The 26840-nt window shown below is 61.6% G+C and carries 26 protein-coding genes; 8 read left to right on the forward strand and 18 right to left on the reverse strand.

Features of this window, described 5'->3' with window-relative positions; all coding sequences use genetic code 11:
• Nucleotides 1–40 precede the first annotated feature (40 nt).
• The 7 genes from BMW74_RS08685 to BMW74_RS08715 form a co-directional block, all read right to left on the reverse strand.
• On the reverse strand, nt 41–892 hold the full coding sequence (locus BMW74_RS08685) for an alpha/beta hydrolase (RefSeq protein ID WP_093416753.1): 852 nt from the start codon (nt 890–892) through the stop codon (nt 41–43).
• On the reverse strand, nt 889–1695 hold the full coding sequence (locus BMW74_RS08690; protein WP_093416756.1) for an alpha/beta fold hydrolase: 807 nt from the start codon (nt 1693–1695) through the stop codon (nt 889–891). Before BMW74_RS08690 ends, BMW74_RS08685 begins: the two co-directional genes overlap by 4 nt.
• A gap of 112 nt (nt 1696–1807) precedes the next feature.
• On the reverse strand, nt 1808–2251 hold the full coding sequence (locus BMW74_RS08695; RefSeq protein ID WP_093416760.1) for a hotdog fold thioesterase: 444 nt from the start codon (nt 2249–2251) through the stop codon (nt 1808–1810).
• A gap of 30 nt (nt 2252–2281) precedes the next feature.
• Nucleotides 2282–3949, reverse strand: coding sequence for an AMP-binding protein (locus BMW74_RS08700; RefSeq protein ID WP_093416765.1), 1668 nt, complete (start codon nt 3947–3949; stop codon nt 2282–2284).
• Between the two features lie 392 nt (nt 3950–4341).
• Nucleotides 4342–4791, reverse strand: coding sequence for a phosphohistidine phosphatase SixA (gene sixA / locus BMW74_RS08705; protein WP_093416770.1), 450 nt, complete (start codon nt 4789–4791; stop codon nt 4342–4344).
• On the reverse strand, nt 4788–5135 hold the full coding sequence (locus BMW74_RS08710) for a DUF4389 domain-containing protein (protein WP_093416775.1): 348 nt from the start codon (nt 5133–5135) through the stop codon (nt 4788–4790). Before BMW74_RS08710 ends, sixA begins: the two co-directional genes overlap by 4 nt.
• A gap of 31 nt (nt 5136–5166) precedes the next feature.
• Nucleotides 5167–6192, reverse strand: a complete 1026-nt coding sequence (locus BMW74_RS08715) for an NAD(P)H-dependent glycerol-3-phosphate dehydrogenase (RefSeq protein WP_093416780.1) — start codon at nt 6190–6192, stop codon at nt 5167–5169.
• Nucleotides 6193–6388: 196 nt separating this feature from the next.
• Here BMW74_RS08715 and BMW74_RS08720 point away from each other — a divergent pair, with 196 nt between their 5' ends.
• The 5 genes from BMW74_RS08720 to fabB all read left to right on the forward strand — a co-directional run bounded on the left by BMW74_RS08720 (nt 6389) and on the right by fabB (nt 13334).
• Nucleotides 6389–8512 carry a TonB-dependent receptor plug domain-containing protein gene (locus BMW74_RS08720; protein ID WP_093416784.1) on the forward strand — a complete coding sequence of 708 codons (2124 nt, stop codon included), beginning with the start codon at nt 6389–6391 and terminating at the stop codon, nt 8510–8512.
• Between the two features lies 1 nt (nt 8513).
• Nucleotides 8514–9443 carry an ABC transporter substrate-binding protein gene (locus BMW74_RS08725; RefSeq protein WP_093416788.1) on the forward strand — a complete coding sequence of 310 codons (930 nt, stop codon included), beginning with the start codon at nt 8514–8516 and terminating at the stop codon, nt 9441–9443.
• On the forward strand, nt 9440–11338 hold the full coding sequence (locus BMW74_RS08730; RefSeq protein WP_093416793.1) for an ATP-binding protein: 1899 nt from the start codon (nt 9440–9442) through the stop codon (nt 11336–11338). The genes BMW74_RS08725 and BMW74_RS08730 overlap by 4 nt, the downstream gene beginning before the upstream one ends.
• 248 nt (nt 11339–11586) lie before the next feature.
• Nucleotides 11587–12102, forward strand: a complete 516-nt coding sequence (fabA, locus tag BMW74_RS08735) for a 3-hydroxyacyl-[acyl-carrier-protein] dehydratase FabA (RefSeq protein WP_010211704.1) — start codon at nt 11587–11589, stop codon at nt 12100–12102.
• Nucleotides 12103–12113: 11 nt separating this feature from the next.
• On the forward strand, nt 12114–13334 hold the full coding sequence (fabB, locus tag BMW74_RS08740) for a beta-ketoacyl-ACP synthase I (RefSeq protein WP_093416798.1): 1221 nt from the start codon (nt 12114–12116) through the stop codon (nt 13332–13334).
• A 176-nt stretch (nt 13335–13510) separates the two neighbouring features.
• Here the strand turns inward: fabB and BMW74_RS08745 are convergent, their stop codons facing one another.
• Complete coding sequence (locus tag BMW74_RS08745) at nt 13511–15136, reverse strand: methyl-accepting chemotaxis protein (RefSeq protein ID WP_093416801.1); 1626 nt, start codon at nt 15134–15136, stop codon at nt 13511–13513.
• Nucleotides 15137–15273: 137 nt separating this feature from the next.
• Complete coding sequence (locus BMW74_RS08750; protein ID WP_093416806.1) at nt 15274–15738, reverse strand: DUF3859 domain-containing protein; 465 nt, start codon at nt 15736–15738, stop codon at nt 15274–15276.
• A 169-nt stretch (nt 15739–15907) separates the two neighbouring features.
• Here BMW74_RS08750 and BMW74_RS08755 point away from each other — a divergent pair, with 169 nt between their 5' ends.
• Entirely contained in the window at nt 15908–16324 is a 417-nt protein-coding gene (locus BMW74_RS08755; RefSeq protein WP_093416810.1) for an OsmC family protein, read from the forward strand.
• Nucleotides 16325–16386: 62 nt separating this feature from the next.
• The gene (locus tag BMW74_RS08760; RefSeq protein WP_093416815.1) at nt 16387–17247 is read left to right on the forward strand and encodes a pirin family protein; all 861 of its coding nucleotides are present in this window, start codon (nt 16387–16389) and stop codon (nt 17245–17247) included.
• 229 nt (nt 17248–17476) lie between these two features.
• Here the strand turns inward: BMW74_RS08760 and BMW74_RS08765 are convergent, their stop codons facing one another.
• The 4 genes from BMW74_RS08765 to BMW74_RS08780 form a co-directional block, all read right to left on the reverse strand.
• On the reverse strand, nt 17477–18205 hold the full coding sequence (locus tag BMW74_RS08765) for a dienelactone hydrolase family protein (RefSeq protein ID WP_093416819.1): 729 nt from the start codon (nt 18203–18205) through the stop codon (nt 17477–17479).
• A 68-nt stretch (nt 18206–18273) separates the two neighbouring features.
• Nucleotides 18274–20178 carry a molecular chaperone HtpG gene (htpG, locus tag BMW74_RS08770; protein ID WP_093417392.1) on the reverse strand — a complete coding sequence of 635 codons (1905 nt, stop codon included), beginning with the start codon at nt 20176–20178 and terminating at the stop codon, nt 18274–18276.
• Between the two features lie 90 nt (nt 20179–20268).
• A complete protein-coding gene (locus tag BMW74_RS08775) occupies nt 20269–20721 on the reverse strand; it encodes a PaaI family thioesterase (protein WP_093416822.1) in 453 nt (150 codons plus the stop codon).
• Nucleotides 20718–21194, reverse strand: coding sequence for a PaaI family thioesterase (locus BMW74_RS08780; protein WP_093416826.1), 477 nt, complete (start codon nt 21192–21194; stop codon nt 20718–20720). Before BMW74_RS08780 ends, BMW74_RS08775 begins: the two co-directional genes overlap by 4 nt.
• A gap of 158 nt (nt 21195–21352) precedes the next feature.
• Here BMW74_RS08780 and BMW74_RS08785 point away from each other — a divergent pair, with 158 nt between their 5' ends.
• On the forward strand, nt 21353–21592 hold the full coding sequence (locus BMW74_RS08785) for a hypothetical protein (RefSeq protein ID WP_093417397.1): 240 nt from the start codon (nt 21353–21355) through the stop codon (nt 21590–21592).
• A gap of 55 nt (nt 21593–21647) precedes the next feature.
• Here BMW74_RS08785 and BMW74_RS08790 read toward each other — a convergent pair whose 3' ends face one another.
• From BMW74_RS08790 to sucC, 5 genes are all read right to left on the reverse strand, one after another.
• Nucleotides 21648–22049: an MAPEG family protein gene (locus BMW74_RS08790; RefSeq protein ID WP_093416831.1), complete on the reverse strand. Its 402-nt coding sequence runs from the start codon at nt 22047–22049 to the stop codon at nt 21648–21650.
• Nucleotides 22049–22786, reverse strand: a complete 738-nt coding sequence (locus tag BMW74_RS08795) for a DUF599 domain-containing protein (protein WP_093416836.1) — start codon at nt 22784–22786, stop codon at nt 22049–22051. Before BMW74_RS08795 ends, BMW74_RS08790 begins: the two co-directional genes overlap by 1 nt.
• 154 nt (nt 22787–22940) lie before the next feature.
• Nucleotides 22941–24254 (reverse strand): branched-chain amino acid transport system II carrier protein, encoded by a 1314-nt coding sequence (gene brnQ / locus BMW74_RS08800; RefSeq protein ID WP_093416840.1) that lies wholly within the window; start codon nt 24252–24254, stop codon nt 22941–22943.
• A gap of 411 nt (nt 24255–24665) precedes the next feature.
• On the reverse strand, nt 24666–25547 hold the full coding sequence (gene sucD / locus BMW74_RS08805) for a succinate--CoA ligase subunit alpha (RefSeq protein WP_010166265.1): 882 nt from the start codon (nt 25545–25547) through the stop codon (nt 24666–24668).
• On the reverse strand, nt 25547–26713 hold the full coding sequence (gene sucC, locus BMW74_RS08810) for an ADP-forming succinate--CoA ligase subunit beta (protein WP_093416844.1): 1167 nt from the start codon (nt 26711–26713) through the stop codon (nt 25547–25549). Before sucC ends, sucD begins: the two co-directional genes overlap by 1 nt.
• Nucleotides 26714–26840 lie beyond the last annotated feature (127 nt).

Here is a 26840-nt window from a genome sequence, read left to right on the forward strand (position 1 = left end):
AATTTCAACCCGCCCAGCCTCGACAGTTGCCCGCCTCAAGTCAAGGAATGGCGAAGAAGCGATTGAAACAGTCTGCAACAAGGACCGCGCCGGACTCGTCATTCAAGTGCAGGTGATGGCCGCCAGGCAGTGTTTCGTACTTAAAGGGTAGATTCGCCATCCTCTCGGGACTCTTGGCGAGCATGCCCTCGGCCGCGACCACCAACTGCGCCGGGCACTGGATGCGCTGCACGAACGACAGCGCCTGCTCATCCGACAGGCGCAAAGGCGAGGGCAATGTCAGTCGATTATCGGTGCGCCAGGTGTAGCCGCCCGCCACCGGCATCAAGCCGCGCTGGCCCAGCCGTTCGGCCGCCTGGCGACTGACCGCCACCAGGCCGTGCATACGCGCTTCGATGGCTCGGTCCAGCGTGCTGTAGACCGGCTTGCGCTTTACCCGCAGGTCCAGTTGCGCCTGCAGGGCCTGGCCCATGCGCTCGGCGGCGTTGTCGTGGCTGGCCGTCGGCGGGATCATCCCGTCGATCAACGCCAGGTGCGTCACGCGCTCGGGCATGGCGCCGGCCAGCACCACCGAGACAATCGCGCCCAGGGAATGGCCCAGCAGCGCAAAACGCTCCCAGCCCAGTTGTTCAGCCACTTGCAACACATCATGGGCGTAATCCCACAGCGCATAGCCGGCCCCCGGCGGGCGATGATCGGAATGGCCGTGACCGGCCATGTCCAGGGCAACGATGCGCAGGCCGTGCAGCTTGGGCGCCAGCAACGCGAAGCTATTGGCGTTGTCCAGCCAGCCATGCAGGGCGATGACCGGCAGGCCGTCTTCGGGGCCGAACAAGTGCGCCGCCAGCTCGATGTGCGGCAGGCTCAGGCGGACCTCTTCGACGCCGCTCACGCGCAACTCCGGACGCTGCGCTGCTGCCACTTGTCGAACAGGTCCTTCAACAGGCTGGCCGTGTCCTGCGGGCGCTCCAGCGGAAACATATGCCCGCCCGGCATGCTCAGCGACTCACCGTGCGGCATGCGCCCCACGGCGCTGGTGTGATGGCGCATGACCACCCGGCTTTGCTGGCCGCGCACCACCGCCAGCGGGACTTTCAACTGCCGTACGGGGCCGGGGCTCAAATGCGGAACACCGCGATAGATGCTGATCTCGGTGGCAGGATCAAAGCGCAGTCGCAGGCGGTCACCCACCTGCTGCAAGCCGTGCTGCAGGTAGGCATCGAAGCATTCCGGGTCGAAGCCACGAAACAGGGTCTTGCCGGCGAAGTAGCTGCGCGCCGACTCCAGGTCGGCAAACTCTTCGCGCCGGCCCAGGGTGCGGCCGGCCGGGGTCAAGCGGTCGATGAAGCCAAACTGCTTGGCGGCGCGGATCACCCATCGGTCGGTGCGGGTCAGCACCGGCGAGTCGAGCATCACCACGCCGCGGTACAGCTGCGGGCAACGCAGGGCTGCGTGCAGGTGCAAGACACCGCCGAGCGAATGCCCCACGCCCCATACCGGCTCGGGCTGCTGCTCCAGGTGGTGGATCAGTTCGTCCACCAGGTTGTGCCAGTTATCGTCCGCCGGAAACCGTGGATCGTGGGCATGCTGCTGCAGATGCGCGACCTGATACTCCGGCGCCAGCGCGGCGAACAACTTGCCGTAGGTACCGGAAGGAAAGCCATTGGCATGGGCGAAAAAAATCTGCTGCGACATAACGGCACGTCTCTATACGAAATCAGGTGTTGATTGTCCGTAAGACGCGCACCAACAGCAATGACCGAAACCGCCAGGAAGGGTGACAGTCAGGCCACGGCCGTGCAGAGACTCAGCGCCCCGGCGGGGTCTGCCCCAGCGGCACCACCGCCATGGTCAGTCGTGACACGCAACTGGCCTTGCCTTCATCGCTGCTTAGGCGAATGTCCCAGACGTGGGTGGTACGGCCGATGTGAATCGGCTTGGCGACCGCCGTCACCCGCCCGCTGCGCAGGCCGCGCAGGTGGTTGGCGTTGATTTCCAGGCCCACGCAGTAGAACTGGCTGGCATCGATGCACAGGTAGCTGGCCATCGAGCCGACGCTTTCGGCCAGCACCACCGAGGCGCCGCCGTGCAGCAAGCCATAGGGCTGGTGGGTGCGATGGTCGATCACCATGCTGGCGGTCAGCGACTCGTCGTCGAAGGACTCGAAGCGGATATCCAGCACTTCGCCAATGGTGTTCTTCTGAATCGCGTTCAACTGGTCAATATTCGGTGCGGTACGCCACAGACTCATCGCTTGGTCCTTTGTTGGAGGTGTTCGGGGTCAATCCTGCCACAACACGCCTTCGCTGCGCGCACTCCACTCTTCGAACAGGGCGCCATAAGTCGCCTCGATCACGTTGCGCTTGATCTTCAGGGTCGGGGTCAGGAAGCCGTTTTCCACCGCCCAACTGTCCTTGACCACCACCAACTGGCGCAGGCGCTCGTGCTTATCAAGGGCGCCGTTGACTTCCTGACGCAGGCTTTCCAGGCTCGACTGCAAGGCCTGGCGCGTCGCGCTGCTGGTGTCCTGTGCGCCCACCGTCGACAGCACACACAGCCCTAGCGGCGCGCCGAGGCCATCGCCGACCACACACACCTGTTCGATGCGCGAATGCACCGCCAGGCGATTTTCAATGGGCGCCGGGGCCACGTACTTGCCCTTGCTGGTCTTGAAGATTTCCTTGAGACGCCCGGTCAGGCGCAAATAGCCCTCGGCGTTCTGCTCGCCCTTGTCGCCGGTGCGCAGGAAGCCGTCTTCGGTCAGGGTCTCGGCGGTCTTGCCCGGCTCCTTGAAATAGCCCTGCATGTTCGCGCCACTGCGCACCAGCACCTCACCGGTGTCCTCGATGCGCACCTCGACGGCCGGGCATGGCTTCCCGATCCAGCCAACCCGCTGCTGCCCCGGCAGGGAGACATGGGAGTAGCCGCAACTTTCGGTCATGCCATACACCTCCAGCACGTCCAGGCCCAGTCGCTGATACCAGCGCAACAAGGCCTGGGGCACCGGCGCGGCGCCGGACAGGGCAATGCGCAAGGCATCCAGCCCCAGGCCGGCGAGCACCTTGCGCGCGACCACCTTGCCGATGATGGGCAGGCCAAGCAGCCGGTCCAGGCGCTTGGCCGGGATCTTGGCGTACACGCCCATCTGGAACTTGGTCCAGATCCGCGGCACCCCAAACAATGCGGTCGGCCGGGCACGCTGCAAGTCGGTGAGGAAGGTCTCCAGGCTCTCGGCAAAGAACACCGTCTGGCCGCAATAGATCGAGGCCAGTTCGACGAACATGCGCTCGGCAACGTGGCACAAGGGCAAGTACGACAGCAATCGGTCCGACTCGTTGAGGCCGAACAACTGGCTGCCACTGTTCGCGGCGAACCCGAGGTTGGCGAAGCTGTGCATCACCCCCTTGGGCAAGCCGGTGGTGCCGGAGGTATAGATGATGGTGGCCAAGTCATCGGCACCGGGGGTGGGATTGTCCTGGATCGGCGAGCTGCGCTGCAGGTCGGCCCAAGTGAAATCGAACGTCCCTGGCGGACACAGCGGCAGGCTGATGGTCGGTAGATCCGCCCTGACGCCCCTGGACATGCCCGGCCAGTCGTCCAGCTTGCCGATGAACGCCAGCGCCGCCTCTGAGTGGTCAAGGACCTGGGCCACGGAATCGGCCGTCAGATTGGGGTACAGCGGGACAGACACATGCCCCGCCATCCAGATCGCCAGGTCGGCGATGATCCAGTGCGCGCAGTTCTTCGAGATCAGGGCGATGTGGCTGCCCTGGGGCAACTCGCGGGCACGCAACCAATGGGCAGCGCACCGTGCCTGATGGCCAACATCCGCCCAGGTCAGCGTTTCAACCTGGCCTGCGCCCACAGGCTGAACCAGAAATCGCTGGCGTGGATGGCGAGCTTCTCGCTCATAGAACGCTTGCAGCGGCAAACGAAAAGCGGCGGACATGGGAGGCGCTCCTTCTGGTTCGATATGCCGGCAAGCGTAGACCAACCAAGCGATTGCTTGGTTGGTTATTTCACACAAACAACCGATCCAACTGGGGAGATGAATACACACCCGGCGAACACCACATTGCCTTGTAGGCGCGAGGCTTTCCCGCGAAGCACGACAGCGCGATTCGCCTGCAGGACCGTGGCGCTGGGTTCGCGGGCAAGCCTTAATGCCAGTCAGTTAAGCGAAACCCACGTGGGAGCGAGCCTGCTCGCGATAGCAGTAGGTCAGTCAACGGAGATGTTGGCTGTGTTGCCGTCTTCGCGAGCAGGCTCGCTCCCACAGGTTTGGCGCCTTAACTGACTGGCATTAGGGCAAGCCTCGCTCCTGCAATGGATATAACCGGGCTACGGGTGCTTCACGCTCACCAGCGTCATGGCGCCCGCCAGTGGCAGGTCTGCCTCAAGCTCGGCCAGGCTGGCGGTGCCCATCGGTTGGGGGGCGCGCAAATGGCCGTGCTGCAAGTAGCCGATCAGATTGCCCACCAACGGTTGATGGCTGACCAGCAGCAGATTGTCGACCGAGTCCAGGTGCCGGGCTGCCTCTTGCGGGTCGCTGTCGGGTGTCAGCCACGGCACGGTGCGGATTTGCGGCTCGAAACCCAGGGCCTCGCGCACCAACTGTGCGGTCTGCTGCGCCCGCACATAAGGGCTGGCGAGGATCGCCTGGATCGGTTGGCCGATCAGCTCGGCGGCACTGCGCAACACCTCTTCACGGCCGTGGGCGGTCAACTCTCGTTCGGCGTCGCTGCGGGCATGGGCCTGGGCTTCACCGTGGCGCAACACCCAGAGTTTCATAACTTGGGCTCTTCATCACGCGTCGGGTGTGGCGCCGGCGGTACCGTATGCGGGGCTTCGCCTTCGGGGGCACGGGGCGTCGGCCAGTCGGCGAACGGCCAGGGTTTCTGGTCGCTGTGGAAGCTGCCGAAGCGGCCGATCTGCGCCAGGAACTGGCTGAGGCTGTCACCGAAGTTCATCAAGCTGGCGTTGGGCGCGCCGTAGATCAAGCGATACACCAGCTGCACCAACACCAACGCGCCCAGGATGAACTGCGCGACCTGCCACACCAACACATACACCACCATCCACAGCACGCGCAGAAGGATGGACTCGTATTTGGCTTCTACTTTCGGGTCGTTCATGTCTTGCTCCCTGCCCCTGTCAATTGAGGGCTCAGTTGAATCCGCTGGTGGAGATGAAGTCGACATCGGTTTTCGGCTCACCGCGCATCAAGCGCTCGATCACCTGCTCCAGCGTGCGCCCCTCGAACAGGATGGCGTGCAGGCCGGCGACCAGCGGCATATAGACCTCGACTTCCTCGGCCTTGGCCTTGAGCACCTTGAGCGTGTTGACACCCTCGGCCACTTCACCCAGGCGGGTGACCGCATCTTCCAGGCTCAAGCCCTGGCCCAAGGCAAAGCCGACCTGGTAGTTGCGGCTCTTGGACGAGGAACAGGTGACGATCAAATCGCCCACGCCGGCAAGCCCCAGGAACGTCATCGGGTTGGCACCCTGGTTGACCGCAAAGCGGGTCATTTCCGCCAGGGCCCGGGTGATCAACATGCTTTTGGTGTTCTCCCCCATGCCCAGCGCCACCGCCATGCCGGCGATGATTGCGTAGACGTTCTTCAACGCCCCGCCCAGTTCCACGCCAAAGCGGTCGGCGCTGGCATATACACGGAACGTGCGGCCGTGCAGGACGGCTTGTACGCGCTGGCACAGCGCTTCGTCTTCACTGGCCACCACCGTCGCCGTGAGAGCGTGCTCGGCCACTTCGCGGGCCAGGTTCGGCCCGGACAGCACGCCAATGCGCGCCTGCGGGGCGATCTCTTCGAGGATTTGGCTCATCAACTTGAACGTGTGGGCTTCGATGCCCTTAGTCAAGCTCACCAGCAACTTGCCGCTCAAGCGCGTCGCGTGGGGGGCCAACACCGAGCGCAGCGCGCTGGAAGGCAGCGCAACAAAACACAGGTCGCAATCGGTCAGGGTCGCGAGCAGGTCGGTGACCGGCGTAACACCTGGGTGAACCTTGATGCCCTTGAGGTAGCGCGGATTTTCGCGATTGACCCGGATGGCCTCGGCCTGCTCGGGGTCACGCATCCACTGCCGGACCTGGTGCCCGTTCTCGGCCAGCAGGTTAGCCACGGCGGTTCCAAAACTACCGCCCCCCAGGACCGCAATCGGGCGTTGTTCAGTCATATGCAATCCGTTAATCCATACCAATGGCGATGCCCGCATTATACGGAGCGGCCCCGCCTCGACCAGCCCCCGCGACAATTACCGGCATCGATGCAAAGCCTGGGTACACATTCGTGGAAAATGCACACATCGTGCATGGAAAACCCCACCCGCTCGGTTAACATGCGCGCCAACCAAACTCGATCATGGATGTCCAGTGTCCGCAGGCCCTTCACCTTTAAGCGCTTCGCTCGCCCTGGCGCTGTTGTCCAGCGACCAACTGCTGGCTGACGATCTGTTTCTGGACAACACCCAACTGCCACAAGTGCTAACCGCCACCCGACTCAAACAGTCGCCGGCAGCAGTGCCCGGCAGCATGACGGTGATCGACAGTGAGCTGATCAAGGCCAGCGGCGCCCGGGACATCAGCGAGCTGCTGCGCCTGGTGCCGGGGATGATGGTCGGCAACCTCAGCGGCAATCAGGCCGCGGTGAACTATCACGGCACCAGTGCCGACGAAGCACGGCGCATGCAGGTGTTGATCGATGGCCGCTCGGTGTATCGCGCCGCCCTGGCGACCGTGAACTGGGGCGACATCCCGGTGGCCATGGAAGATATCGCCCGCATCGAGGTGTTCCGCGGACCGAACACGGTCAGCTACGGCGCCAACGCGCTGATGGCGGTGATCAACATCATTACCCGCCCCCCCGCCGACAGCCATGGCACACGCCTCAAAGTCACCCGCGGCCAGCGCGGCATCAACGATTGGTACGCCAGCCACGGCAGCGGCTGGGAAGGTGGCGACCTGCGCCTGTCACTGGCCGGCCAGGAAGACGATGGCTTCGACAGCCACCGCAACGGCGCAGACCTGCGCGACAGCCGGCGCCTGAACCGCTTCAACCTGAGCATGAGCCAGGTCCTGGACGAGCAGCAAAGCATCGACTGGCAGCTCAATGCCAAAGACGGCACCAACCAGCGGCCCTACGCCTACCGCCCGGTCTTCAGCGGCACCACCGCAGGCGGCGACAACGCCGACGTGATCGCCAAGAACTACGCCGGCTCCCTGCGCTGGAACCTGGAGTTCAACCCCGAGCACAGCCTTTATGTGCAGGGCTCGGCACAACACTGGGACCGCCAGCAAACCTGGCGCGCGTGTGACGCCGAGGCGTCATTCAGCCCCCAACTCGGCGAGCTCTGGCAACTTGCCCCGCACTACGCCGAGCGCTTGGTGCGCAACATGGACAGCTTCAGCCAACCCGGGGCGCCGAGCGGCCAACCGGCGCACATGGCCCTGGCCAACCAAGTGCTGGAGCAGTGGAAAGGCGGCGCCCACCAGACCGTCTGCGGTGATATCGACCAAAGTACCCGTGAGACGCGCTATGACCTGGAGCTGCAGGACACCCTGAGCCTCTCGGAGAGCCTGCGCCTGGTCAGCGGCATGAACTATCGTTACGACCGGGCCGACTCCCAGACCTATTTCAATGGCACCCTCGACGACACCATGTGGCGACTGTTTGGCCAGTTGGAGTGGCGCGCCACCGAGCACTGGCTACTGCAAGCCGGGGCCATGTATGAACACACTCGATTGATTGGCGACTCACTCACCCCACGGCTGGCGATCAATTACCTGATCACCCCGCGTCATGGCCTGCGCGCGGTGTATTCGGAAGCGATCCGTTCCCCGGACATGTTCGAAAACAACGTCAGTTGGCGTTACCAGGTCAGCGATCTGCGCCCCAACGCCTACGGCAAGCCCAACGCCCGCTACTTTGTCACCACCCGGGGCCCGGGCAATCTCGATCAGGAACACATGCGCTCGCGGGAACTGGGCTACAACGGTTTCTTTGCCGAGGCCGGCGTCAATGTCGACATCAAGCTGTTCTACGACGAAATCACCGGCCTGATCAGCGAGCCGCTGCGCAACAACCAGTACATCGCCAGCAACGCCAATCACGCCCGCTTCAGTGGCACGGAAACCCAGTTGGACTGGCGCCTGAGCACCGCCGATCGGCTGCGCCTGACGTACGCCTATATCGATGCCCAGGCCAGCAACCCCGATGATCAGCGCTTCACCGCCCGCAACAGTGGCTCGGCGGGCTGGCTGCGTGACTGGGGCCGCGGCTGGAACAGCGCGCTGTTCTACTACGGCGACGACGCACTCAACGGCTACCGTTTCGAACGTATCGACACTCGTATCGCCAAGCGCATCGCCCTGGGCAAGGCCAGCCTGGAGGTGGCCGGCATCCTGCAACAACGCCTCGACCGTCAGCCCACCACCTTCATCGACAACAACTATGACTCGCGCCACGTGCTGTACTTCAGCGCCGAGCTAGCGTTCTGACATGGGCGCACTCCTGACGCGGATCCGTGTCCTGCGAACGCTACCGCCCCGGCTCTGCCTGCTTCTGCTTGTCAGCCTGCTCAGCCTGCCCCTCCACGCCGCTGAAATAGTGCTGACCGCCGCCGAGGACAGTGCCGGCGTACAGGCCTTTACCCGCGCCCTGGCCGAACGCAGGCCAGGCGACAGCGTACGTTTTGTCATGCTGCACACCCTGCCCACACCGTCGGCGCTGGTCGGCGGCACCCGGCTGATCCTGCTGGATCTGCCGAGCCTGGACTGGCGCCTGCAAGATGACCAGGGTCCGTCAACGCTGGTGCTGCGCGTCAGCCGCCTGCAAGCCCACCAGCGCCTGGGCAACCGGCAGCCGGCGCACCTGAGTCTGCTGTGGAGCGACCCCTCCTTGGACCGGCAACTGCGCCTGACCCACGCCCTGCTGCCGCAAGCCAAGCGCGTCGGCGTGCTCTACGGCAAGCACAGCGAGTTTCTGCTCAAGGAATTACTCCCGGCCGCACACCGCCTGGGCCTGCAGATCAACGCTCAACGCTGGGACGACACCCACGACAGCCGGCCACTGCAAGCACTGCTGAGCGTCAGCGATGTCCTGCTCGGCCTCAACGACCCCGCCCTGTATAACCCCATGACGGTCAAGAACCTGCTGCTCAGTAGCTACGGCCAACAACTCGCGCTCATTGGCCCCAACGCCGGGTTCGTCAAGGCCGGCAGCCTGGCCAGCACCTACAGCGACCAGGACGACTGGCTGGCGGTGCTCGACCGCCTGCTGGACCTGCCGCAGGCCAGTTGGCCGCGCAGCCTCTACCCGAGTCGCTTCAAGGTCACCAGTAACCCGCAAGTCGCGCGCTCGCTGGGTATCGAACAGATGGCCCCCGCCGCAGTGGCCGCGCAGTTGGCCGCAGGAGAAGAGCCCTTATGAACTTGCGTCGACACTGGGGCATCAATACCCGCACCCAAGTGATCAGCCTGGGCCCTGCCCTGCTGCTGACATTGCTGTTGATCGGCTTTTTTACCTTCGTGCGGATCCAGGACCTGCGCCAGGAGCTGAACCACACCGGCCAGTTGATCGCCAACCAACTGGCCCCCGCGACCGAGTACGGGGTGATTTCCGGCAACAAGGACGTGCTCGAAAGCCTGATGAGGGCCAGCTTGTCCACGCCCCATGTGCGCTTTCTGCAGGTGCAGGACAATGCCAACAATGTGCTGATGTATGTCGAGCAACCCATGCCGGCCCGAGGCAAGGCGCAACAGATAGAAGTGTTCCAGGCCCCGGTGCGCCTGCAACGGATTCAACTGGGCGATGACTTCCTACAGGGCTCGCCTGCGACGGATAAGACCTCCGAGGACTACTTGGGGCGGGTGGTGGTCGGCATGTCCAGCGATGCCTTCAGCCAGCGCCAGACCGAGATTGTGTTCAAGGCCGCGATCCTCGCGTTGTTCGCCCTGGTCTTCACCTTCCTGCTCGCCCGACGCCTGGCCGCCAGCCTGTCGGAGCCCATCAGCGCGATGGGCAATGCGGTCAAGGCGATCCAGCAAGGCGACTACAACACACCGCTGCCGATCGTCGATGATGCCGAACTGGGCAACCTGTCACGCCATATCAACAACCTGGCCGATGGCCTGGAGCAAGCCAGTCGCGAACAGCAACAGGCCATGGCCCAACTGATCCAGACCCGCGAAGAGGCCGAGAAGGCCAACAGCGCCAAGTCCGACTTCCTGGCCATGATGAGCCACGAACTGCGCACGCCGATGAATGGGGTGCTGGGCATGCTGCAGTTGCTGGAAACCACCGAGATGACCGCCGAGCAGGAGGAGTACGCGGCGCTGGCCTGCGAGTCGACCGAACACCTGCTCAAGGTGATCAACGACATTCTCGACTTCTCGCGCATCGAACGCTCTGCCCTGGACATGGAGCACATCCCGTTCAACCTCGCCGAACTGATCAACAGCTGCGCCCAGGCCTTCGCCCACAGCGCCGTGCAGCGTGGCCTGAACCTGAGCCTGAACATTCCAGAGAGCATGCAGGCGCTGTACGTCAAGGGCGATCCGACGCGCATCCGACAGGTCCTGGTCAACCTGATCGGCAATGCCCTGAAGTTCACCGACCAGGGCCGGGTGTCTATCCAGGCGCAGTGGCAAGCCCTGGACCACGAACTGCTGTGGTTTACCTGCACCGTGCGTGACAGCGGGATCGGCATTGCCGCCGACAGCCTGGAGTTGATGTTCAACGCCTTCCAGCAGGCCGACAGCTCGATCTCCCGGCGCTACGGCGGTACCGGGCTGGGCCTGCCGATTGCCCGCACACTGGCCGAACGCATGGGCGGCACGCTACGGGCGCAAAGCGAGGAAGGCGTCGGGTCGGTGTTCACCCTGGAGATCCCCCTGGCGCTGTCATCGCACACACTGCCGGCCACGGCGGCGAGCCTGGCACTGGGCAACGGCGATGGCGAGGGACGCAACGTGCTGCTGGTCGAGGACAACCCGGTCAACCAGACGGTGGTCGAGGCCATGTTGCGCAGCCTGGGCTTTACCGTGAGCGTCGCCAGCGATGGTGCACAGGCGGTACATCGCGCCAAAAGCCAGATGTTCGAAGCCATCCTGATGGATTGTCGTTTGCCGATCCTCGACGGTTACGAGGCCACCCGGCAGATCCGCCGTCTGCCCGACTGCGCCAATGTGCCCATCATTGCCCTGACGGCCAACGCCCTGCAGGGCGACCGCGAGGCGTGCCTGTCGGCGGGCATGAGCGATTACCTGGCCAAGCCTTTCAAACGTACTGATCTACAGCAAATTCTCCAGCGTTGGGTGAGTTAGTACAGGGCAATCAAGCATCTGCGACTGGCGTGAAAGGCGAAAGTGCGGCAGTCTTAGACACCTCAACAAGCGCGAAATCGGGCTTGAATAATAATTTCAGTGCACAAGTGTACATTCATGTCCCTTGTGCTGTGACTTTCACCACAACGCAATAGTCTATGAGTAGGCTGCTGGTTCAAGGCATGAATGCCTGGATCGGCCGGGAAGATCTACCCCCACCTGCCGCATGGGACTATTGAGGAGCTCGCATGACCAAACAAAACGCCTTTACCCGGGAAGACCTGCTGCGCTGCAGTCGCGGTGAGCTGTTCGGCCCAGGTAACGCGCAACTGCCCGCCCCGAACATGCTGATGGTGGATCGCATCACCCATATCAGCGAAGAGGGTGGCAAGTACGGCAAAGGTGAATTGGTCGCCGAGCTGGATATCACTCCGGACCTGTGGTTCTTCGCCTGCCACTTCGAGGGCGACCCGGTGATGCCAGGCTGCCTGGGCCTTGATGCCATGTGGCAACTGGTCGGTTTCTTCCTCGGCTGGCAAGGCTTGCCGGGCCGTGGCCGCGCCCTGGGTTCGGGCGAAGTGAAATTCTTCGGCCAGGTCCTGCCGACCGCCAAGAAAGTTACCTATAACATCCAGATCAAGCGCGTACTCAAAGGCAAACTGAACCTGGCCATCGCCGACGGTTCGGTCAGCGTTGACGGCCGCGAGATCTACACCGCCGAAGGCCTTCGGGTCGGCGTTTTTACCTCCACTGACAACTTCTAAGGGTTATCCGCATGCGCCGCGTCGTTATCACAGGTCTTGGCATCGTATCGTGCCTGGGCAATGACAAAGAGACCGTCTCCGCCAACCTGCGTGCTAGCCGCCCTGGCATCCGGTTCAACCCGGAATATGCCGAAATGGGTCTGCGCAGCCAGGTTTCCGGCTCCATTGACCTCCCCCTCGAAGAACTGATCGATCGCAAGATCTATCGCTTCGTCGGCCATGCGGCAGCCTACGCCTACCTGGCCATGAAAGACGCCATCACTGACTCCGGCCTGACCGATGAGCAAGTGTCCAACCCGCGTACCGGCCTGATCGCCGGCTCCGGCGGCGCCTCGACCCTGAACCAGATGGAAGCGCTGGATATCCTGCGCGAAAAAGGCGTCAAGCGCGTCGGCCCATACCGCGTCACGCGGACCATGAGCAGCACCGTTTCCGCTTGCCTGGCCACGCCGTTCAAGATCAAGGGCCTGAACTACTCCATCGCCTCTGCCTGCGCCACCAGTGCTCACTGCATCGGTACCGCCATGGAACAGATTCAGATGGGCAAGCAGGACATCGTGTTCGCCGGCGGCGGTGAAGAAGAGCATTGGAGCCAATCGTTCCTGTTCGACGCCATGGGCGCCCTGTCCAGCCAGTACAACGAAACCCCGGAAAAAGCCTCCCGCGCCTACGACGCCAAGCGTGACGGTTTTGTCATCGCCGGCGGTGGCGGCATGGTGGTGGTCGAGGAGCTGGAGCACGCTCTGGCTCGCGGCGCGAAGATCTACGCGGAAATCGTCGGCTACGGCGCGACTTCCGACGGCTACGACATGGTTGCGCCAAGCGGTGAAGGCGCCATTCGCTGCATGCAGATGGCCATGTCCACCGTTGACGCACCGATCGACTACCTGAACACCCACGGCACCTCGACTCCGGTCGGTGACGTTGCGGAAATGAAAGGTGTGCGTGAAGTGTTCGGCGCCAACGCTCCGGCCATCAGCTCCACCAAGAGCCTGTCGGGTCACTCCCTGGGCGCCGCTGGCGTTCACGAAGCGATCTACTGCATGCTGATGATGGAAGGCAACTTCATGGCCGGCTCGGCCAACATCGACGAACTGGACCCGGAAGTGGCTGACATGCCAATCCTGACCAAGACTCGCGAAAACGCCACCATCAACACCGTGATGAGCAACAGCTTCGGCTTCGGCGGCACTAACGCCACCCTGGTCCTGAAGCGCTGGCAGGGCAAGTAACACCCAGCCCTGGCGACACATGAAAAACGCCCCGACTGGTTCGGGGCGTTTTTTATTGGGCGGGGTTTAATCCGCGACCGAGTTGCCTTCAATCGCGAGCAGGCTCGCTCCCACGCTCCGACTGGATGAATGCAGTCAGATGTGGGAGCGAGCCTGCTCGCGAATGGCCCCCCGGTCTACACCGAAAACTTCGCCACCATGCTGTTCAAGTCCACCGCCAGGCGCGACAGTTCCTGGCTCGCCGCGCTGGTCTGGTTCGCCCCAGCCGAGGTCTGCAACGCCAGGTCACGGATGTTCATCAGGTTGCGGTCCACTTCCCGCGCCACCGCCGCCTGCTCTTGCGACGCACTGGCGATGACCAGGTTGCGCTCATTGATCACCGTAAAGGCCGAGGCGATTTCCTCCAGTGCCGTACCAGCGGCCTTGGCCACTTCCAGGGTCGAACGGGCCCGGGTGTTGCTCAACTGCATCGAACTGACGGCCTGATCAGTCCCCTGCTGGATACCGCCAATCATTTGCTCGATCTCCTGGGTTGATTGCTGTGTCCGATGCGCCAGCGCCCGGACTTCATCGGCCACCACCGCAAAACCGCGCCCGGCATCCCCCGCCCTGGCCGCTTCAATGGCCGCGTTGAGCGCCAGCAGGTTGGTTTGCTCGGCAATCGCGCGAATCACATCCAGCACCTTGCTGATGCCATAGACCTTCTGTGCCAGGTCCTCGACCTGGGCCGCGTTCGCCGTCACGTCATCGGCCAGGGACTCGATGGAGGCCACCGTTTGATGCACCTGCTCACGGCCATGCTGGGCGATCCGGTCAGACTCACGCGACGCATCGGAGGTCGCCACCGCGTTGCTTGCCACCTCCTCCACGGCTGCCGTCATCTGGTTGACCGCCGTGGCCGCCTGATCAATCTCCAGGCTCTGCTGATGCAGGCCTCGCGTGGCGTCCTCCGTGACGCTGCTCAACTCCTCCGAAGCCGACGCCAACTGAGTGGAAGAATCGGAGATCCGCCGGATGGTCTCGCGCAGGTTCTGCTGCATGCTTTTAAGGGCCTGCAGCAACCGGGCAGGCTCATCCTTGCCAGTGATCGCAATCTCGCCTGTCAGGTCGCCCCCCGCCACCACCTCGGCCACCTTCAGCGACTGGCTCAGCGGGATCACGATGCTGCGGGTCAGCAGCAGCGCCAGGGCGACGGTAATCAGCGCGGTGACGGCGATCATTCCGATCACCCACACCCGGGCACTGCTGAACGCCGAGCGGGCATGCTCGGTCGCCAGGTTGGCGTTCATACGGTTCAGCTCGATCAGCTCATGCAGGGTGACAGAGAGCTGATCGGCAATCGGACTCATCTCGCCATTGACCAACTTCGTCGCCTCCTCGACCCGGTTCTGGGTCGAAAACGCCATGACTTGCCCCTGGTAATCGAGGTACTTTTTTTCACCGGCCTGAAAGCGCTCGAACAACACTCGCTCCTCGGGCAGGACAATCAGCTTGTCATAGCTGTCCTGCGCAACGCGCAAACCGTCCTTGAGCGCGTTGAGCTTGGTTTCGTTCTGCGCCAGCGACTGGGGGTTGCGGTCGATCAACAAACGCAGCGTCAGGGCACGGATGCGCAACAAGTCCTGATTCATCGTGCCGACATCCATCACACTGGGTAGCCAGTTACTGTCGACCTCCTCAGCCTGCTGGCGCATGTTGGCCATCTGCATCAAGGCAAAACCACCCAGGCAGAACACCATCAATGCCAACAGGCCAAACCCCAAGCCGGCACGCGGGGCAATATTGATACCTCTGAGACTCATTATCCGGTTCCTTCCATAAAGCGCTGCATCGAACGTGCAGCTAGCTGTCTAGACGGTATCGGCCCTGCGGGATTTTGCGTAAGAAGAAAAAGTGATATCAAATTGCCCAAGCAGTCCAAAACCTGAAAACAATCGATTCAGCGAACCGTGAAGCGCTGCTGCGTCAGCAGACGATCGCCTTGAAAGACCATGAAACGCCACTCCCCGGGCACCACTTCGTGGCTCTCGGTGAACTCGTAGGCCATCACATCCTGGGGCGCGCCAGGCACCAGCTTTTGCGTGACCTCAAACTTGTCGTGACGCACACCGTCCGGGGTACGCAGGCCGGGGGTGAGGTACAACAGGGTCAGCGGCTGCCCATCGGCGACCTTGCCCACCAACTGATAGCGCATGCCGAACTTGGTGCCGAGCTTGGCCGGCACCACGTCGGTCTGCTGGATCGCTTCGTTACTGCGGCGCAGTACCCGTTCGCCCGCTTGCAGATCGGCCTTGGGCCCGTCGAACACGCCATACTCCACCGCACCTTCGACATGCACTTCGGCACGGGCCAGGCCGCTGATCAACATCAGTGCCGCCAATGCACTTAAACGAGTGAGGGACATACTGCGCTCCTTGATTGAGATGAGCGCGAGGGTATGACGCCGGGGTGACAGACTGATGACAATCTGCCGCGCACCCCGACAAAGAAAGTGGAACACCCCGCTCGCCGGATGCTCTATAACATCAAGGTCTTTGCCTGACGTTCCTTACCCACTGCCCAAGAGGTTTGCCATGACTATTACCGTCAATACCGAATCCAGCGAAGGTTTGCGTCACACCGTACAGATCGATGACCACCAACTGTTTACCGATGCTCCGGTGGCCGCCGGAGGCGAAGGTTCGGCCCCCGAGCCCCACGACTACTTCGACGCCGCCCTCGGGACCTGCAAGGCGCTGACCCTCAAGCTGTACGCCAGGAAGAAAGGCATCCCGCTGACCGGTGTCAGCGTCGAGGTCACGCGCGACAACAGCCAAGAGCAAAAAGGCCAATACACCCTGCACGTCAACCTGACCCTCAAGGGCGTGCTCACCGATGCCCAGCGCGAGGAGCTGCATCGGGTCGCCGACCGCTGCCCCATCCACAAGCTGATGACCACCAGCGACGTCACCATCGAAACCCACCTGCGCGAAGGCGACGACAGCCAATAGCAGCAAGCCCGGGCGGTGCGAGTTATGCTCTGGAGCATCATTCGTACCGCCTGGAATGCCCCATGAACGATCCGCTCGTCATCCGCCCACGCACCGAAGCTGTCGAAGGCCAACCGATCCTGCGCCCGCTGCCGTCGGCGCAATGCCGCAGCGTCGGGCCTTTTGTGTTCTTTGACCACATGCTTGAGACCCGCTACCCGCCGGGGCGCGGCATGAACATCCGGCAACACCCGCATATCGGCCTGTCGACCCTGACCTACCTGTTCAAGGGCCAGATCCTGCATAAGGACAGCCTGGGTTCCGAGCAGGTGGTGAAGGCCGGCGACGTCAGCTGGATGACTGCGGGCAGCGCCATCGCCCATGTCGAGCGCACACCCGAGGCGTTGTGGGACACCGACTTCACGATGCACGGCCTGCAGATCTGGCTGGCCTCCCCCAAGGCACACGAACAGGGCCCCGGCCATTACAGCCATCACCCGGCCGCCAGCCTGCCGGTCAGTGACAACCTGGGGGTGAAGATCCGCATGATCGCCGGGAATGGCTTTTGCCTGGCGTCACCGGTACCGGTGCTCTCTCCTACGCTGTACGCGGAGCTGGAGCTACAGACTGCCACGACCCTGCTGATCCCGAGCGAACACGATGAGCGTGCGCTGTACGTGCTGGAGGGCGATGCCCAGCTCAATGGTGAGCCCGTCGAGCCCCTGACGCTGGTGGTGTTGCCTTCGGGAGAGGACATGAGCCTGTTCGCTGAAAGCGACTGCCATGCCATGTTGTTCGGCGGCGCCCCGCTGGATGGACCACGGCGGATCAACTGGAACTTCGTCGCCAGCGACCCGGCCACCATCGATCAAGCACGGCGCAAATGGGCGGCCGGGGATTGGCCGACGGTGCCGGGGGAACGTGAGCGGATCGAGTTACCCTGAAATCTTGCGCCCGCCTTCGCGGGCAAGCCCGCTCCCACAAGGGGTTGAGCCCGGACACCGGACTTGTGTTCACCATCGATCAGCGTAGGAGCGAGGCTTGCCCGCGAAAGCGGTCTGTCAGTTGACCTGGATGTTGGCTGACCCACCGCCTTCGCGGGCAAGCCTCGCGCCTACAGGCCTATGTCGTTCTCCTGTAGAACAGACCAGACCCGCCAGCGATAAAGCCTGATCAGGCGCTGAACACTTCTTCCAGCAAGTTGTGCATCGACTTGAACGCCCGGGCCGCGGTCTTGGCGTCGTACATCATCTTGCCAGGCAGGTTGGCGTGGGTATCGGTGAACGAATGCACCGCGCCGCCGTAGCTGAGCAACTGCCAGTCCACACCCGCTGCGTCCATCTCGGCTTCGAAGGCGGGTAGCTGCTCCTTGGGTACAAACGGATCGGCCGCGCCATGCAGCACCAGCACCGAACCCTTGATGTGCTTCGCATCGTTGACGTTGGGGGTGTCCAGCGTGCCGTGGAACGACACCGCGGCTTTCACCGGCACGCCGCTGCGCGCCAGCTCCAGTGCGCAGCAACCGCCGAAGCAGAAACCGAACGTGGCGAGCCTGGTGGTATCGACGTTCGCCTCGGTCTGCGCCTGCAACTGCTCGAACGCCGCCTGCATGCGCTTGCGCAGCAAGGCGCGGTCGTTCTTGAGCGGCATCATCGCCGCGCCCGCCTGGTCATTGTCCTGTGGACGAATGGCCTGGCCGTAGATATCGGCGATCAGCACGACGTAACCCTTGGCAGCCACGTCCTGGGCGATTTTTTCGGCCCCGGCGCTGACCCCCATCCAATTCGGCGCCATCAACAGGCCCGGGCGCGGGCCCGTGTGGCTGGCGTCAAAGGCCACGCGACTCTCGTAAGTCTGGCCATCAAGCTGATAGGTAACGGAACGTACAGTGACTTGGCTCATGGGTGACTCCTAATGTTTAAACAGCAGAATGAAAAAAACCCGCCGAAGCGGGTTTTTCTACAACGCGGTTAAACCGACAGTTCAACCAACAGCTTGTTCAGCCGGCGCACATAGGCCGCCGGGTCCTTCAAGCTGTCGCCGGCCGCCAGGGCCGCCTGATCGAAGAGGATGTGCGACAGGTCGCCAAAACGCTCTTCGCTCTGCTCGCTGTCGAGTTTCTCGATCAGCGGGTGAGCCGGGTTGAATTCGAAGATCGGCTTGGAGTCCGGCACCTTCTGACCGCTGGCTTCCAGGATCTGGCGCATCTGCAGGCCCAAGTCCTGCTCACCGATGGCCAGGATCGCCGGGGAATCGGTCAGGCGGTGGGAAACCCGCACTTGCGCAACCGAATCACCCAGGGCCGCCTTCAGACGCTCAACCAGGCCTTCTTTGGACTTGGCGACTTCTTCTGCGACCTTCTTGTCCTCTTCCGAGTCCAGGTTGCCCAGGTCCAGGTCACCCCGTGCCACATCGACAAAGCTCTTGCCGTCGAACTCGCTGAGGTAGCTCATCAGCCACTCATCGATACGGTCGGTCAGCAGCAGCACTTCGATGCCTTTCTTGCGGAAGACTTCCAGGTGCGGGCTGTTCTTGACCTGAGCGTAGGTTTCGCCAGTCAGGTAGTAGATCTTGTCCTGACCTTCCTTGGCGCGAGCCAGGTACTCGGCCAGCGACACCACTTGCTCGCCCTCTTCACCCTGGGTGGAAGCAAAGCGCAGCAGGCCGGCGATTTTTTCTTTGTTGGCGAAGTCTTCAGCCGGGCCTTCTTTCATGACCTGGCCAAAGTTCTTCCAGAAGCCCTTGTATTGCTCAGGCTCGTTCTTCGCCAGCTTCTCCAGCATGTCCAGGACACGCTTGGTCAGCGCCGACTTCATCGAGTCGATGATCGGATCCTTCTGCAGGATCTCCCGCGACACGTTCAGCGACAGGTCGTTGGAGTCAACCACACCCTTGATGAAGCGCAGGTACAGGGGCAGGAACGACTCGGCCTGGTCCATGACGAACACGCGCTGCACATACAGCTTCAGGCCTTTTGGCGCTTCACGCTGATACAGGTCGAACGGCGCGCGAGCCGGGACGTACAACAGCGAGCTGTATTCCAGCTTGCCTTCGACCTTGTTGTGGCTCCAGGCGAGCGGGTTCTCGAAATCGTGGGCGATGTGTTTGTAGAACTCCTGGTACTCCTCGTCCTTGACTTCAGTACGAGGGCGAGTCCACAGGGCGCTGGCGCGGTTGACGGTTTCCCACTCAACGGCTGGCGTGTCTTCGCCTTCGGCCGCCGTGACCTCCTTGGGCAACTCGATCGGCAGCGCGATATGGTCCGAATACTTCTTGATGATGTTGCGCAGGCGCCAGCCATCGGCGAATTCGTCTTCACCGGACTTCAGGTGCAGGACGATGCGCGTGCCACGGTCAGCCTTGTCGATGGTGGCGATTTCAAACTCGCCCTCGCCTTGGGACGACCAGTGCACGCCTTCGCTTGCTGCGAGGCCGGCACGGCGGCTGAATACTTCAACTTTGTCGGCGACGATGAACGCGGAGTAGAAACCCACGCCAAACTGGCCGATCAGGTGGGAATCTTTCTTTTGATCGCCCGACAGGTTCTTCATGAAGTCGGCAGTGCCGGACTTGGCGATGGTCCCCAGGTGGGTGATCGCATCTTCCCGGCTCATGCCGATGCCGTTGTCTTCGAGGGTGACGGTCTTGGCGTCTTTGTCGAAGCTCACACGGATCTTCAGTTCGGCGCCACCTTCCAGCAACTCAGGCTTGGACAGGGCTTCGAAACGTAATTTGTCGACAGCGTCGGAGGCGTTGGAGATCAGTTCGCGAAGGAAAATTTCCTTGTTGGAGTACAGCGAATGGATCATCAGGTGCAGCAGTTGCTTTACCTCGGTCTGGAAGCCCAGGGTTTCCTTTTGAGTTTCCACGGTCATGGTCATCAAACTCCAATTGGATGGCAGGTGGCCGCGCCCGGAAGGGACGGCGGCGGGATGTCATCAAAGTTGGGGGCGCTGCCGGGGATTTCAAGGGCTGGGGGTCTCTTCAATCTTGAAGTGCCCACGCGCCGTCGCAATCGGCTCGTCCCGCACGCTCTGCCACGCGGTTATCGCCACGTTCGCCACGCGTCGACCCTGACGACACACCTGGCAGGTGGCGTAGGTGTCGCGAAACTGTCCGGCGCGCAGGTAGTCGAGGGAGAAGTCGATAATCTTCGGCACCCCCGGGGACCCGGTAAACACCAGTAAATGCAGGGCCGCCGCCAACTCCATGAAGCCTGCAATCACCCCACCGTGGATCGCCGGCAATATCGGGTTGCCAATGTTGTCCTTGTTGGCGGGCAGGCGAAAAAGCAGTTCGTCGCCCACCCGCGAACACTCGATACCAATCAACTTGGCGTACGGAATCAGGTGCAACACCGAGGCGTAGTCCCCGCGCTCATGGGCTTGCTGCAGTTGCTCTTTGAAGTTGTCGGTCATTTCGCACCACCGCTGATCACACCGCCAAAACCCTTGGTGCCCTTGATGCCCTTGCCCATGCGCATGAAGGTGCCCACCACATGGGCGATGGGTTGCTCGGGGTCATCCTGATAGGCGAAGCCGCGAGTGAAGATCACGTCCGTCGTGACCCGGTAGCACTGGGCAAATCCATGCACGTCCTTGTGGGGTTCAGCCGGGTGCATGTAGTCGATACGCAGGTCCAGGGTCGGGCAGACCTCGAACTCCGGCAGCACGCACAGCGTGGCCATGCCACAGGCGGAATCCATCAACGAGGTGATCGCGCCGCCGTGAATCACCCCTGTCTGCGGGTTACCGACAATCTGCGGGCTGTAGGGCAACGTAATGGTCAGGCCCTCGGCATTGGCGCTGTGTACGCGCAGGCCCAGTACCTGACAGTGGCGCAGCGCCGAGAGAAACCGCACCGCGCGCTCAAAAACAAGGTTGTCCGTCATTGGCTCCAGGCTCTGTTGAGTAACACTGCTTAGCAGTTGTAGGAGTAAGGAAAAGTTCCCATAGGAACAAACTTATATATATGAAAGAAACTTTGAACTTAATCATCAAGACTACGCTCGAAAGGCCAAGTAGATATTTCCACCAGGAGAAACACCCCATGCGTAAGACTTTAGCTATTGCCTTGATGTTGACCGCTTCCCTCGGTCTCGCTGCCTGCGATAAAAAATCCGAGGACAAAGCTCAAGATGCCAACCAACATGCTGAGCAAGCCCAGCAAAAAATGAATGAAGCTCAGGATAAAGTGAACGAGGCCGCCAAGGAAAACGCCGAAGCTGCCAAAGATCAGGTTGAATCGAACAAAGCTGCTGCTGAAGAAGGCGCACCTAAAACCAACTAATGGTTTTCCGTGCTTAAACAATAAAGCCCGCCAAGTGCGGGCTTTATTGTGTCTGCTAGAGCAGTACTGTCCTGAACGTCGGACTCACCATCAACAACAACGAGCACAGTAGGCCGATAAACCACACCAGGCTTCTCTGCCACGCCAAGTCCGCCCAGTAGCACAACAAGAAGATGACCCGCGCAATCACAAAGACGATTGCCAGCCCATCCACCAGCCACCCTGCCGTTTGCGTGGTATGCGCCATCAACACGCCCACCGAGAACAGGATGAAGGCCTCGAAACTGTTCTGGTGCGCCGCCAGCGCCCGGGCCCCGAACCCCGTCAACTGGGCTTGCTGCGCCCGGGGCAAATGATTGTTATAGCCGCCCTGCTCTTTCATGGCCTTGGCCACCGGCATCCGCGCCACAAAAATCAACAACGCACTGATAAACACACACCAGAACGCAATACTCATCAACTGACCTCCTTGTTGGCCTCGGGCAATGGCGCCTCGGTAGGGGTATAGACCATAACCTCCAGCACGTCGGAATGAAACTCGCGGCGATACAACACGAACACCACGCCCGCACTCATCAACATGAACAGCCACGGGCTGACAAACCAGGCGAGCATGGTCATGCCGAAATAGTAAGACCGCAGGCCAAAGTTGAACTGGTTGGCCGCCATGGAAATCACCCGCGCTGCGCGGGCGGCAAAGGCTTTGCGCTCCAACTCGGAAACATGGCGTTCACCGACCATCGGTGCCGAGCCCATCAGGATCGCCGCGAAGTTGTACTGGCGCATGCACCAACTGAACGTAAAGAAGGCATAGACGAACACCATGGCCAGGCACAACAACTTGATCTCCGACATGCCCTGGGACGCCTGCTGCACCATGGGAATGTCCGCCAACAGCGACACCGCCCGCTCCGACGCACCCAACACCGTGAGAATACCGGCCAGGATGATCAACGTGCTGGAGGCAAAGAACGATGCGTTGCGCTCCAGGTTGCCAATCACGCTGGCATCGGCGATGCGGTTGTCGCGCAGCAGCATGCGGCGCATCCAGTCTTCGCGGTACAGGTGCAACACACTGGCCAGGCACGCGGTGTCGCGGCCCTTCCAACTGGCATAACGGGTGTAGCCGCCCCAGCAGATGACGAACCACAGGGCTGCGACGAGATGGATCAGGTTGGCTTGGATAAAGGACATGCGATGGCCGATGGGAAGTTGACGTACTGCTTCGACGTCAACTCAACGCAAAAGGCACGGTATTGACCTCGCGGAAACAAAAATGCCCCGTATCGATTGATACGGGGCATTTCCATTTATTCCGTCAGGCTCGCTTGTGGCGAGCCCGGGAACCTTACGCCAGGGCTGCGCTGCGCTTGCCCAGCACGCGGTCACACACCACCGCGACAACCAGGGTGAACACGCACGGCACCAGCCAGGCCAGGCCTTGCTCGGCCAGCGGCAGATGCGCCAACTGCGTTGGCATCCAGTCACCCAGGCCTGCGCCCTTGAGCGCGTCGATCAGGCCAAACACGAACGACACCAGCATCACTGGGCCAACGATACGTCGCTGATCAATCCAGAAGTCTTTGCAGAAGCTCAGCGCTACCAGCACGATGCACGGCGGGTAAATCGCCGTCAGCACCGGGATCGAGAACGCGATCAGCTTGGTCAGCCCCAGGTTGGATACCAGCAACGAGAAGGCTGCCAGGATCACCACCAGGGTCTTGTAGGACAGTGGCAGGACACGGCTGAAATACTCGGCGCACGCACAGGTCAGGCCTACTGCCGTCACCAGGCAAGCCAGGGAAATCAGCACCGCCAGGAAACCGCTGCCCAGGGAGCCGAACGTGTGTTGCACGTAGGCATGCAGCACCGCCGCGCCGTTGGTCGCACCGGCGGCCACTTCATGGCTGCTGGAGCCCAGGCGGAACAGGCTGATGTACACCAGCGCCAAGCCGACACCGGCAATCAGCCCGGCGATGATCGCGTAGCGGGTGATCAACGCCGGGGACTCGACCCCACGGGAGCGAATCGCATTGACGATGACAATGCCGAACACCAGAGCGCCCAGGGTATCCATGGTCAGGTAGCCATTGATGAACCCTTGGGAGAACGGTGCGGCCACATACTCAGGGGTGGCCTGGCCGATATCGCCAGCCGGCAGGGCAAACGCGGCAATCGCCAGTACCGCCAGCGCGATGATCTTCAGCGGTGCCAGGAAACGCCCCACGGTGTCCAGCAGGCGCCCCGGGTACAGCGAGATGAAGAACACCAGCAGGAAGTACACCGAACTGTAGAGGAACAGTGCCAGCGGGCTCTCACCGGTCAGCGGCGCCAGGCCCACTTCGAAGGACACGGTCGCGGTGCGCGGCGTGGCGAACAACGGCCCGACCGCCAGGTAGGCCGCCGCGGCCAGCACGCCACCGGCGATCTTGCCGATGGGGCTGCTCAACGCGTCCATGCCACCACCGACCTTGGCCAGTGCAACCACGGTGATCACCGGCAAACCGACGGCGGTGATCAGAAAGCCTAGTGCCGCCATCCAGACATGAGGCCCGGACTGCAAGCCGACGATAGGCGGAAAGATGATGTTACCGGCCCCGACAAACAGGGCAAACGTCATAAAACCAAGTGCCAGGATGTCCTGGCCTTTCAACACTTTCATTAAGGAAATACCACACTACTGAATCGGAATTTAGAGGGGAATTGCCCTGTTGGATTAGGGAAATGCTGTCGATCCGTATGGGACTGACCCGTATAACGCGTTGCATGCCTTGTGGGCGGCAGACGCAAAATGGCGGTTAGCCTAACGAATCCGGGCGGCTAGCGCACTGTTACGGGGCGAACTATCCGATATACGACGCTTCCATGTCGCGTTTGTGCATCTAAATGGTTGTCCTCTATAACTCCGCCTTCGCGAGCAGGCTCGCTCCCACCGTTTTGTGAGCACCTGATATCCCGCGTGGGAGCGAGCCTGCTCGCGATGAGGCCCTCATCGCCCGCCTCAAACCCCAGAAACAACAAAGGCCACCCGAAGGTGGCCTTTGTTTGGTGAAGCGTCAGCTAAGCGCGAGGCTTACTTGACAGCCCAACCGGTCAGCTCGGACAAAGCCTTGCCGATGTCTGCCAGCGAACGCACGGTTTTCACGCCTGCGTCTTCCAGGGCAGCGAACTTCTCGTCTGCAGTGCCCTTGCCGCCAGAGATGATTGCGCCAGCATGGCCCATGCGCTTGCCCGCAGGGGCAGTCACACCAGCGATGTAGGAAACAACCGGCTTGGTCACGTGTGCCTTGATGTAGGCAGCCGCTTCTTCTTCAGCCGAACCGCCGATCTCACCGATCATGACGATCGCTTCGGTCTTCGGGTCTTCCTGGAACAGCTTCAGGATGTCGATGAAGTTCGAGCCTGGGATCGGGTCACCGCCGATGCCGACGCACGTCGACTGACCGAAACCGGCGTCAGTGGTCTGCTTGACCGCTTCGTAGGTCAGGGTGCCGGAACGGGAAACGATACCGACCTTGCCTGGCAAGTGAATGTGACCTGGCATGATGCCGATCTTGCATTCGCCTGGAGTGATCACGCCTGGGCAGTTAGGGCCGATCAGGGTGACACCCAGCTCGTCGCACTTAACTTTAGCGTCCAGCATGTCCAGGGTAGGAATGCCTTCGGTGATGCACACGATCAGCTTGATGCCGCCGAATGCCGCTTCCAGGATCGAGTCCTTGCAGAAAGGAGCCGGAACGTAGATCACGCTGGCAGTAGCGCCAGTGGCTGCTACGGCGTCTTTCACGGTGTTGAACACGGGCAGGCCCAGGTGCTCGGTGCCGCCTTTACCAGGTGTTACGCCACCGACCATCTTGGTGCCGTACTCGATGGCTTGCTGGGTGTGGAAACTACCTTGCGAACCGGTAATACCCTGGCAGATAACTTTGGTGTCTTTATTGATCAGGACGCTCATTATTTGCCCTCCGCAGCTTTAACGACTTGTTGAGCAGCGTCGGTCAGGCTGGTAGCAGCGATGATGTTCAAACCGCTTTCTGCCAGTACTTTAGCGCCCAGCTCAGCGTTGTTGCCTTCAAGGCGAACAACAACCGGGATTTTCACGCCGACTTCTTTCACTGCACCGATGATGCCTTCGGCAATCATGTCGCAACGAACGATGCCGCCGAAGATGTTGACCAATACTGCAGCGACGTTAGTGTCGGACAGGATGATCTTGAACGCTTCGGTAACGCGTTCTTTGGTAGCACCGCCGCCCACGTCGAGGAAGTTGGCTGGTTTGCCGCCATGCAGGTTGACGATGTCCATGGTACCCATGGCCAGGCCAGCACCGTTGACCATGCAACCGATGTTGCCTTCCAGCGCTACGTAGTTCAGTTCGAACTTGGCAGCGTGCGCTTCGCGCGGATCGTCTTGCGACGGATCGTGGAAAGTCTTCAGCTTAGGCTGACGGTACATGGCGTTGGCGTCGATGTTGATCTTCGCGTCCAGGCAATGCAGATCGCCGTCAGCCTTGATCACCAGCGGGTTCACTTCCAGCAGAGCCAGGTCGTGATCCTTGAACAGCTTGGCCAGACCTACGAAGATCTTGGCGAACTGGGCAACTTGCTTGCCTTCCAGACCCAGCTGGAATGCCAGCTCGCGACCCTGGAATGGCTGAGCGCCAACCAGTGGATCGATAGTGGCCTTCAGGATTTTTTCTGGGGTTTCGTGAGCGATCTTCTCGATGTCCACGCCACCTTCGGTGGAAGCCATGAACACGATGCGACGGCTCGAACGGTCAACGACAGCGCCCAGGTACAGCTCTTTAGCGATATCAGTGCACGATTCAACCAGGATCTTGGTGACTGGTTGGCCATTGGCATCAGTCTGGTAAGTCACCAGACGCTTGCCCAGCCACTGCTGTGCGAAGGCCTTGGCGTCTTCTTTGCTGCGAACCAGCTTAACGCCGCCCGCTTTACCGCGACCACCGGCGTGAACCTGGGCTTTGACAACCCACTCGGTGCCGCCGATTTTGTCGCAAGCTTCTGCTGCTGCTTCCGGGGTGTCTACTGCGTAACCCTTGGATACTGGCAGGCCGTATTCAGCGAACAGCTGCTTACCCTGATACTCGTGAAGATTCATGCTTATTACCGTCTTCGTTAGGTACTGCGCATTCGGTGCTGCACTGTTGAGTGCCGCACCACCTGTGACTGCTGCTTGCGTCGCCTTACCGGGCATCCGGCTTGGCGACGCAAGACTGCGTCCGGCG

It is taken from the genome of Pseudomonas sp. ok272 (assembly GCF_900109995.1).
In the GTDB taxonomy this organism is placed as follows: Bacteria; Pseudomonadota; Gammaproteobacteria; order Pseudomonadales; family Pseudomonadaceae; genus Aquipseudomonas.

Coding starts and splice junctions, on each gene's coding strand:
- BMW74_RS08690 (WP_093416756.1), bottom strand. CDS start 1,695: ATGTCGCAGCAGATTTTTTTCGCCCATGCCAATGGCTTTCCTTCCGGT.
- BMW74_RS08695 (WP_093416760.1), bottom strand. CDS start 2,251: ATGAGTCTGTGGCGTACCGCACCGAATATTGACCAGTTGAACGCGATT.
- BMW74_RS08700 (WP_093416765.1), bottom strand. CDS start 3,949: ATGTCCGCCGCTTTTCGTTTGCCGCTGCAAGCGTTCTATGAGCGAGAA.
- sixA (WP_093416770.1), bottom strand. CDS start 4,791: ATGAAACTCTGGGTGTTGCGCCACGGTGAAGCCCAGGCCCATGCCCGC.
- BMW74_RS08710 (WP_093416775.1), bottom strand. CDS start 5,135: ATGAACGACCCGAAAGTAGAAGCCAAATACGAGTCCATCCTTCTGCGC.
- BMW74_RS08715 (WP_093416780.1), bottom strand. CDS start 6,192: ATGACTGAACAACGCCCGATTGCGGTCCTGGGGGGCGGTAGTTTTGGA.
- BMW74_RS08725 (WP_093416788.1), top strand. CDS start 8,514: ATGGGCGCACTCCTGACGCGGATCCGTGTCCTGCGAACGCTACCGCCC.
- BMW74_RS08730 (WP_093416793.1), top strand. CDS start 9,440: ATGAACTTGCGTCGACACTGGGGCATCAATACCCGCACCCAAGTGATC.
- fabA (WP_010211704.1), top strand. CDS start 11,587: ATGACCAAACAAAACGCCTTTACCCGGGAAGACCTGCTGCGCTGCAGT.
- fabB (WP_093416798.1), top strand. CDS start 12,114: ATGCGCCGCGTCGTTATCACAGGTCTTGGCATCGTATCGTGCCTGGGC.
- BMW74_RS08745 (WP_093416801.1), bottom strand. CDS start 15,136: ATGAGTCTCAGAGGTATCAATATTGCCCCGCGTGCCGGCTTGGGGTTT.
- BMW74_RS08750 (WP_093416806.1), bottom strand. CDS start 15,738: ATGTCCCTCACTCGTTTAAGTGCATTGGCGGCACTGATGTTGATCAGC.
- BMW74_RS08755 (WP_093416810.1), top strand. CDS start 15,908: ATGACTATTACCGTCAATACCGAATCCAGCGAAGGTTTGCGTCACACC.
- BMW74_RS08760 (WP_093416815.1), top strand. CDS start 16,387: ATGAACGATCCGCTCGTCATCCGCCCACGCACCGAAGCTGTCGAAGGC.
- BMW74_RS08765 (WP_093416819.1), bottom strand. CDS start 18,205: ATGAGCCAAGTCACTGTACGTTCCGTTACCTATCAGCTTGATGGCCAG.
- htpG (WP_093417392.1), bottom strand. CDS start 20,178: ATGACCGTGGAAACTCAAAAGGAAACCCTGGGCTTCCAGACCGAGGTA.
- BMW74_RS08775 (WP_093416822.1), bottom strand. CDS start 20,721: ATGACCGACAACTTCAAAGAGCAACTGCAGCAAGCCCATGAGCGCGGG.
- BMW74_RS08780 (WP_093416826.1), bottom strand. CDS start 21,194: ATGACGGACAACCTTGTTTTTGAGCGCGCGGTGCGGTTTCTCTCGGCG.
- BMW74_RS08785 (WP_093417397.1), top strand. CDS start 21,353: ATGCGTAAGACTTTAGCTATTGCCTTGATGTTGACCGCTTCCCTCGGT.
- BMW74_RS08790 (WP_093416831.1), bottom strand. CDS start 22,049: ATGAGTATTGCGTTCTGGTGTGTGTTTATCAGTGCGTTGTTGATTTTT.
- BMW74_RS08795 (WP_093416836.1), bottom strand. CDS start 22,786: ATGTCCTTTATCCAAGCCAACCTGATCCATCTCGTCGCAGCCCTGTGG.
- brnQ (WP_093416840.1), bottom strand. CDS start 24,254: ATGAAAGTGTTGAAAGGCCAGGACATCCTGGCACTTGGTTTTATGACG.
- sucD (WP_010166265.1), bottom strand. CDS start 25,547: ATGAGCGTCCTGATCAATAAAGACACCAAAGTTATCTGCCAGGGTATT.
- sucC (WP_093416844.1), bottom strand. CDS start 26,713: ATGAATCTTCACGAGTATCAGGGTAAGCAGCTGTTCGCTGAATACGGC.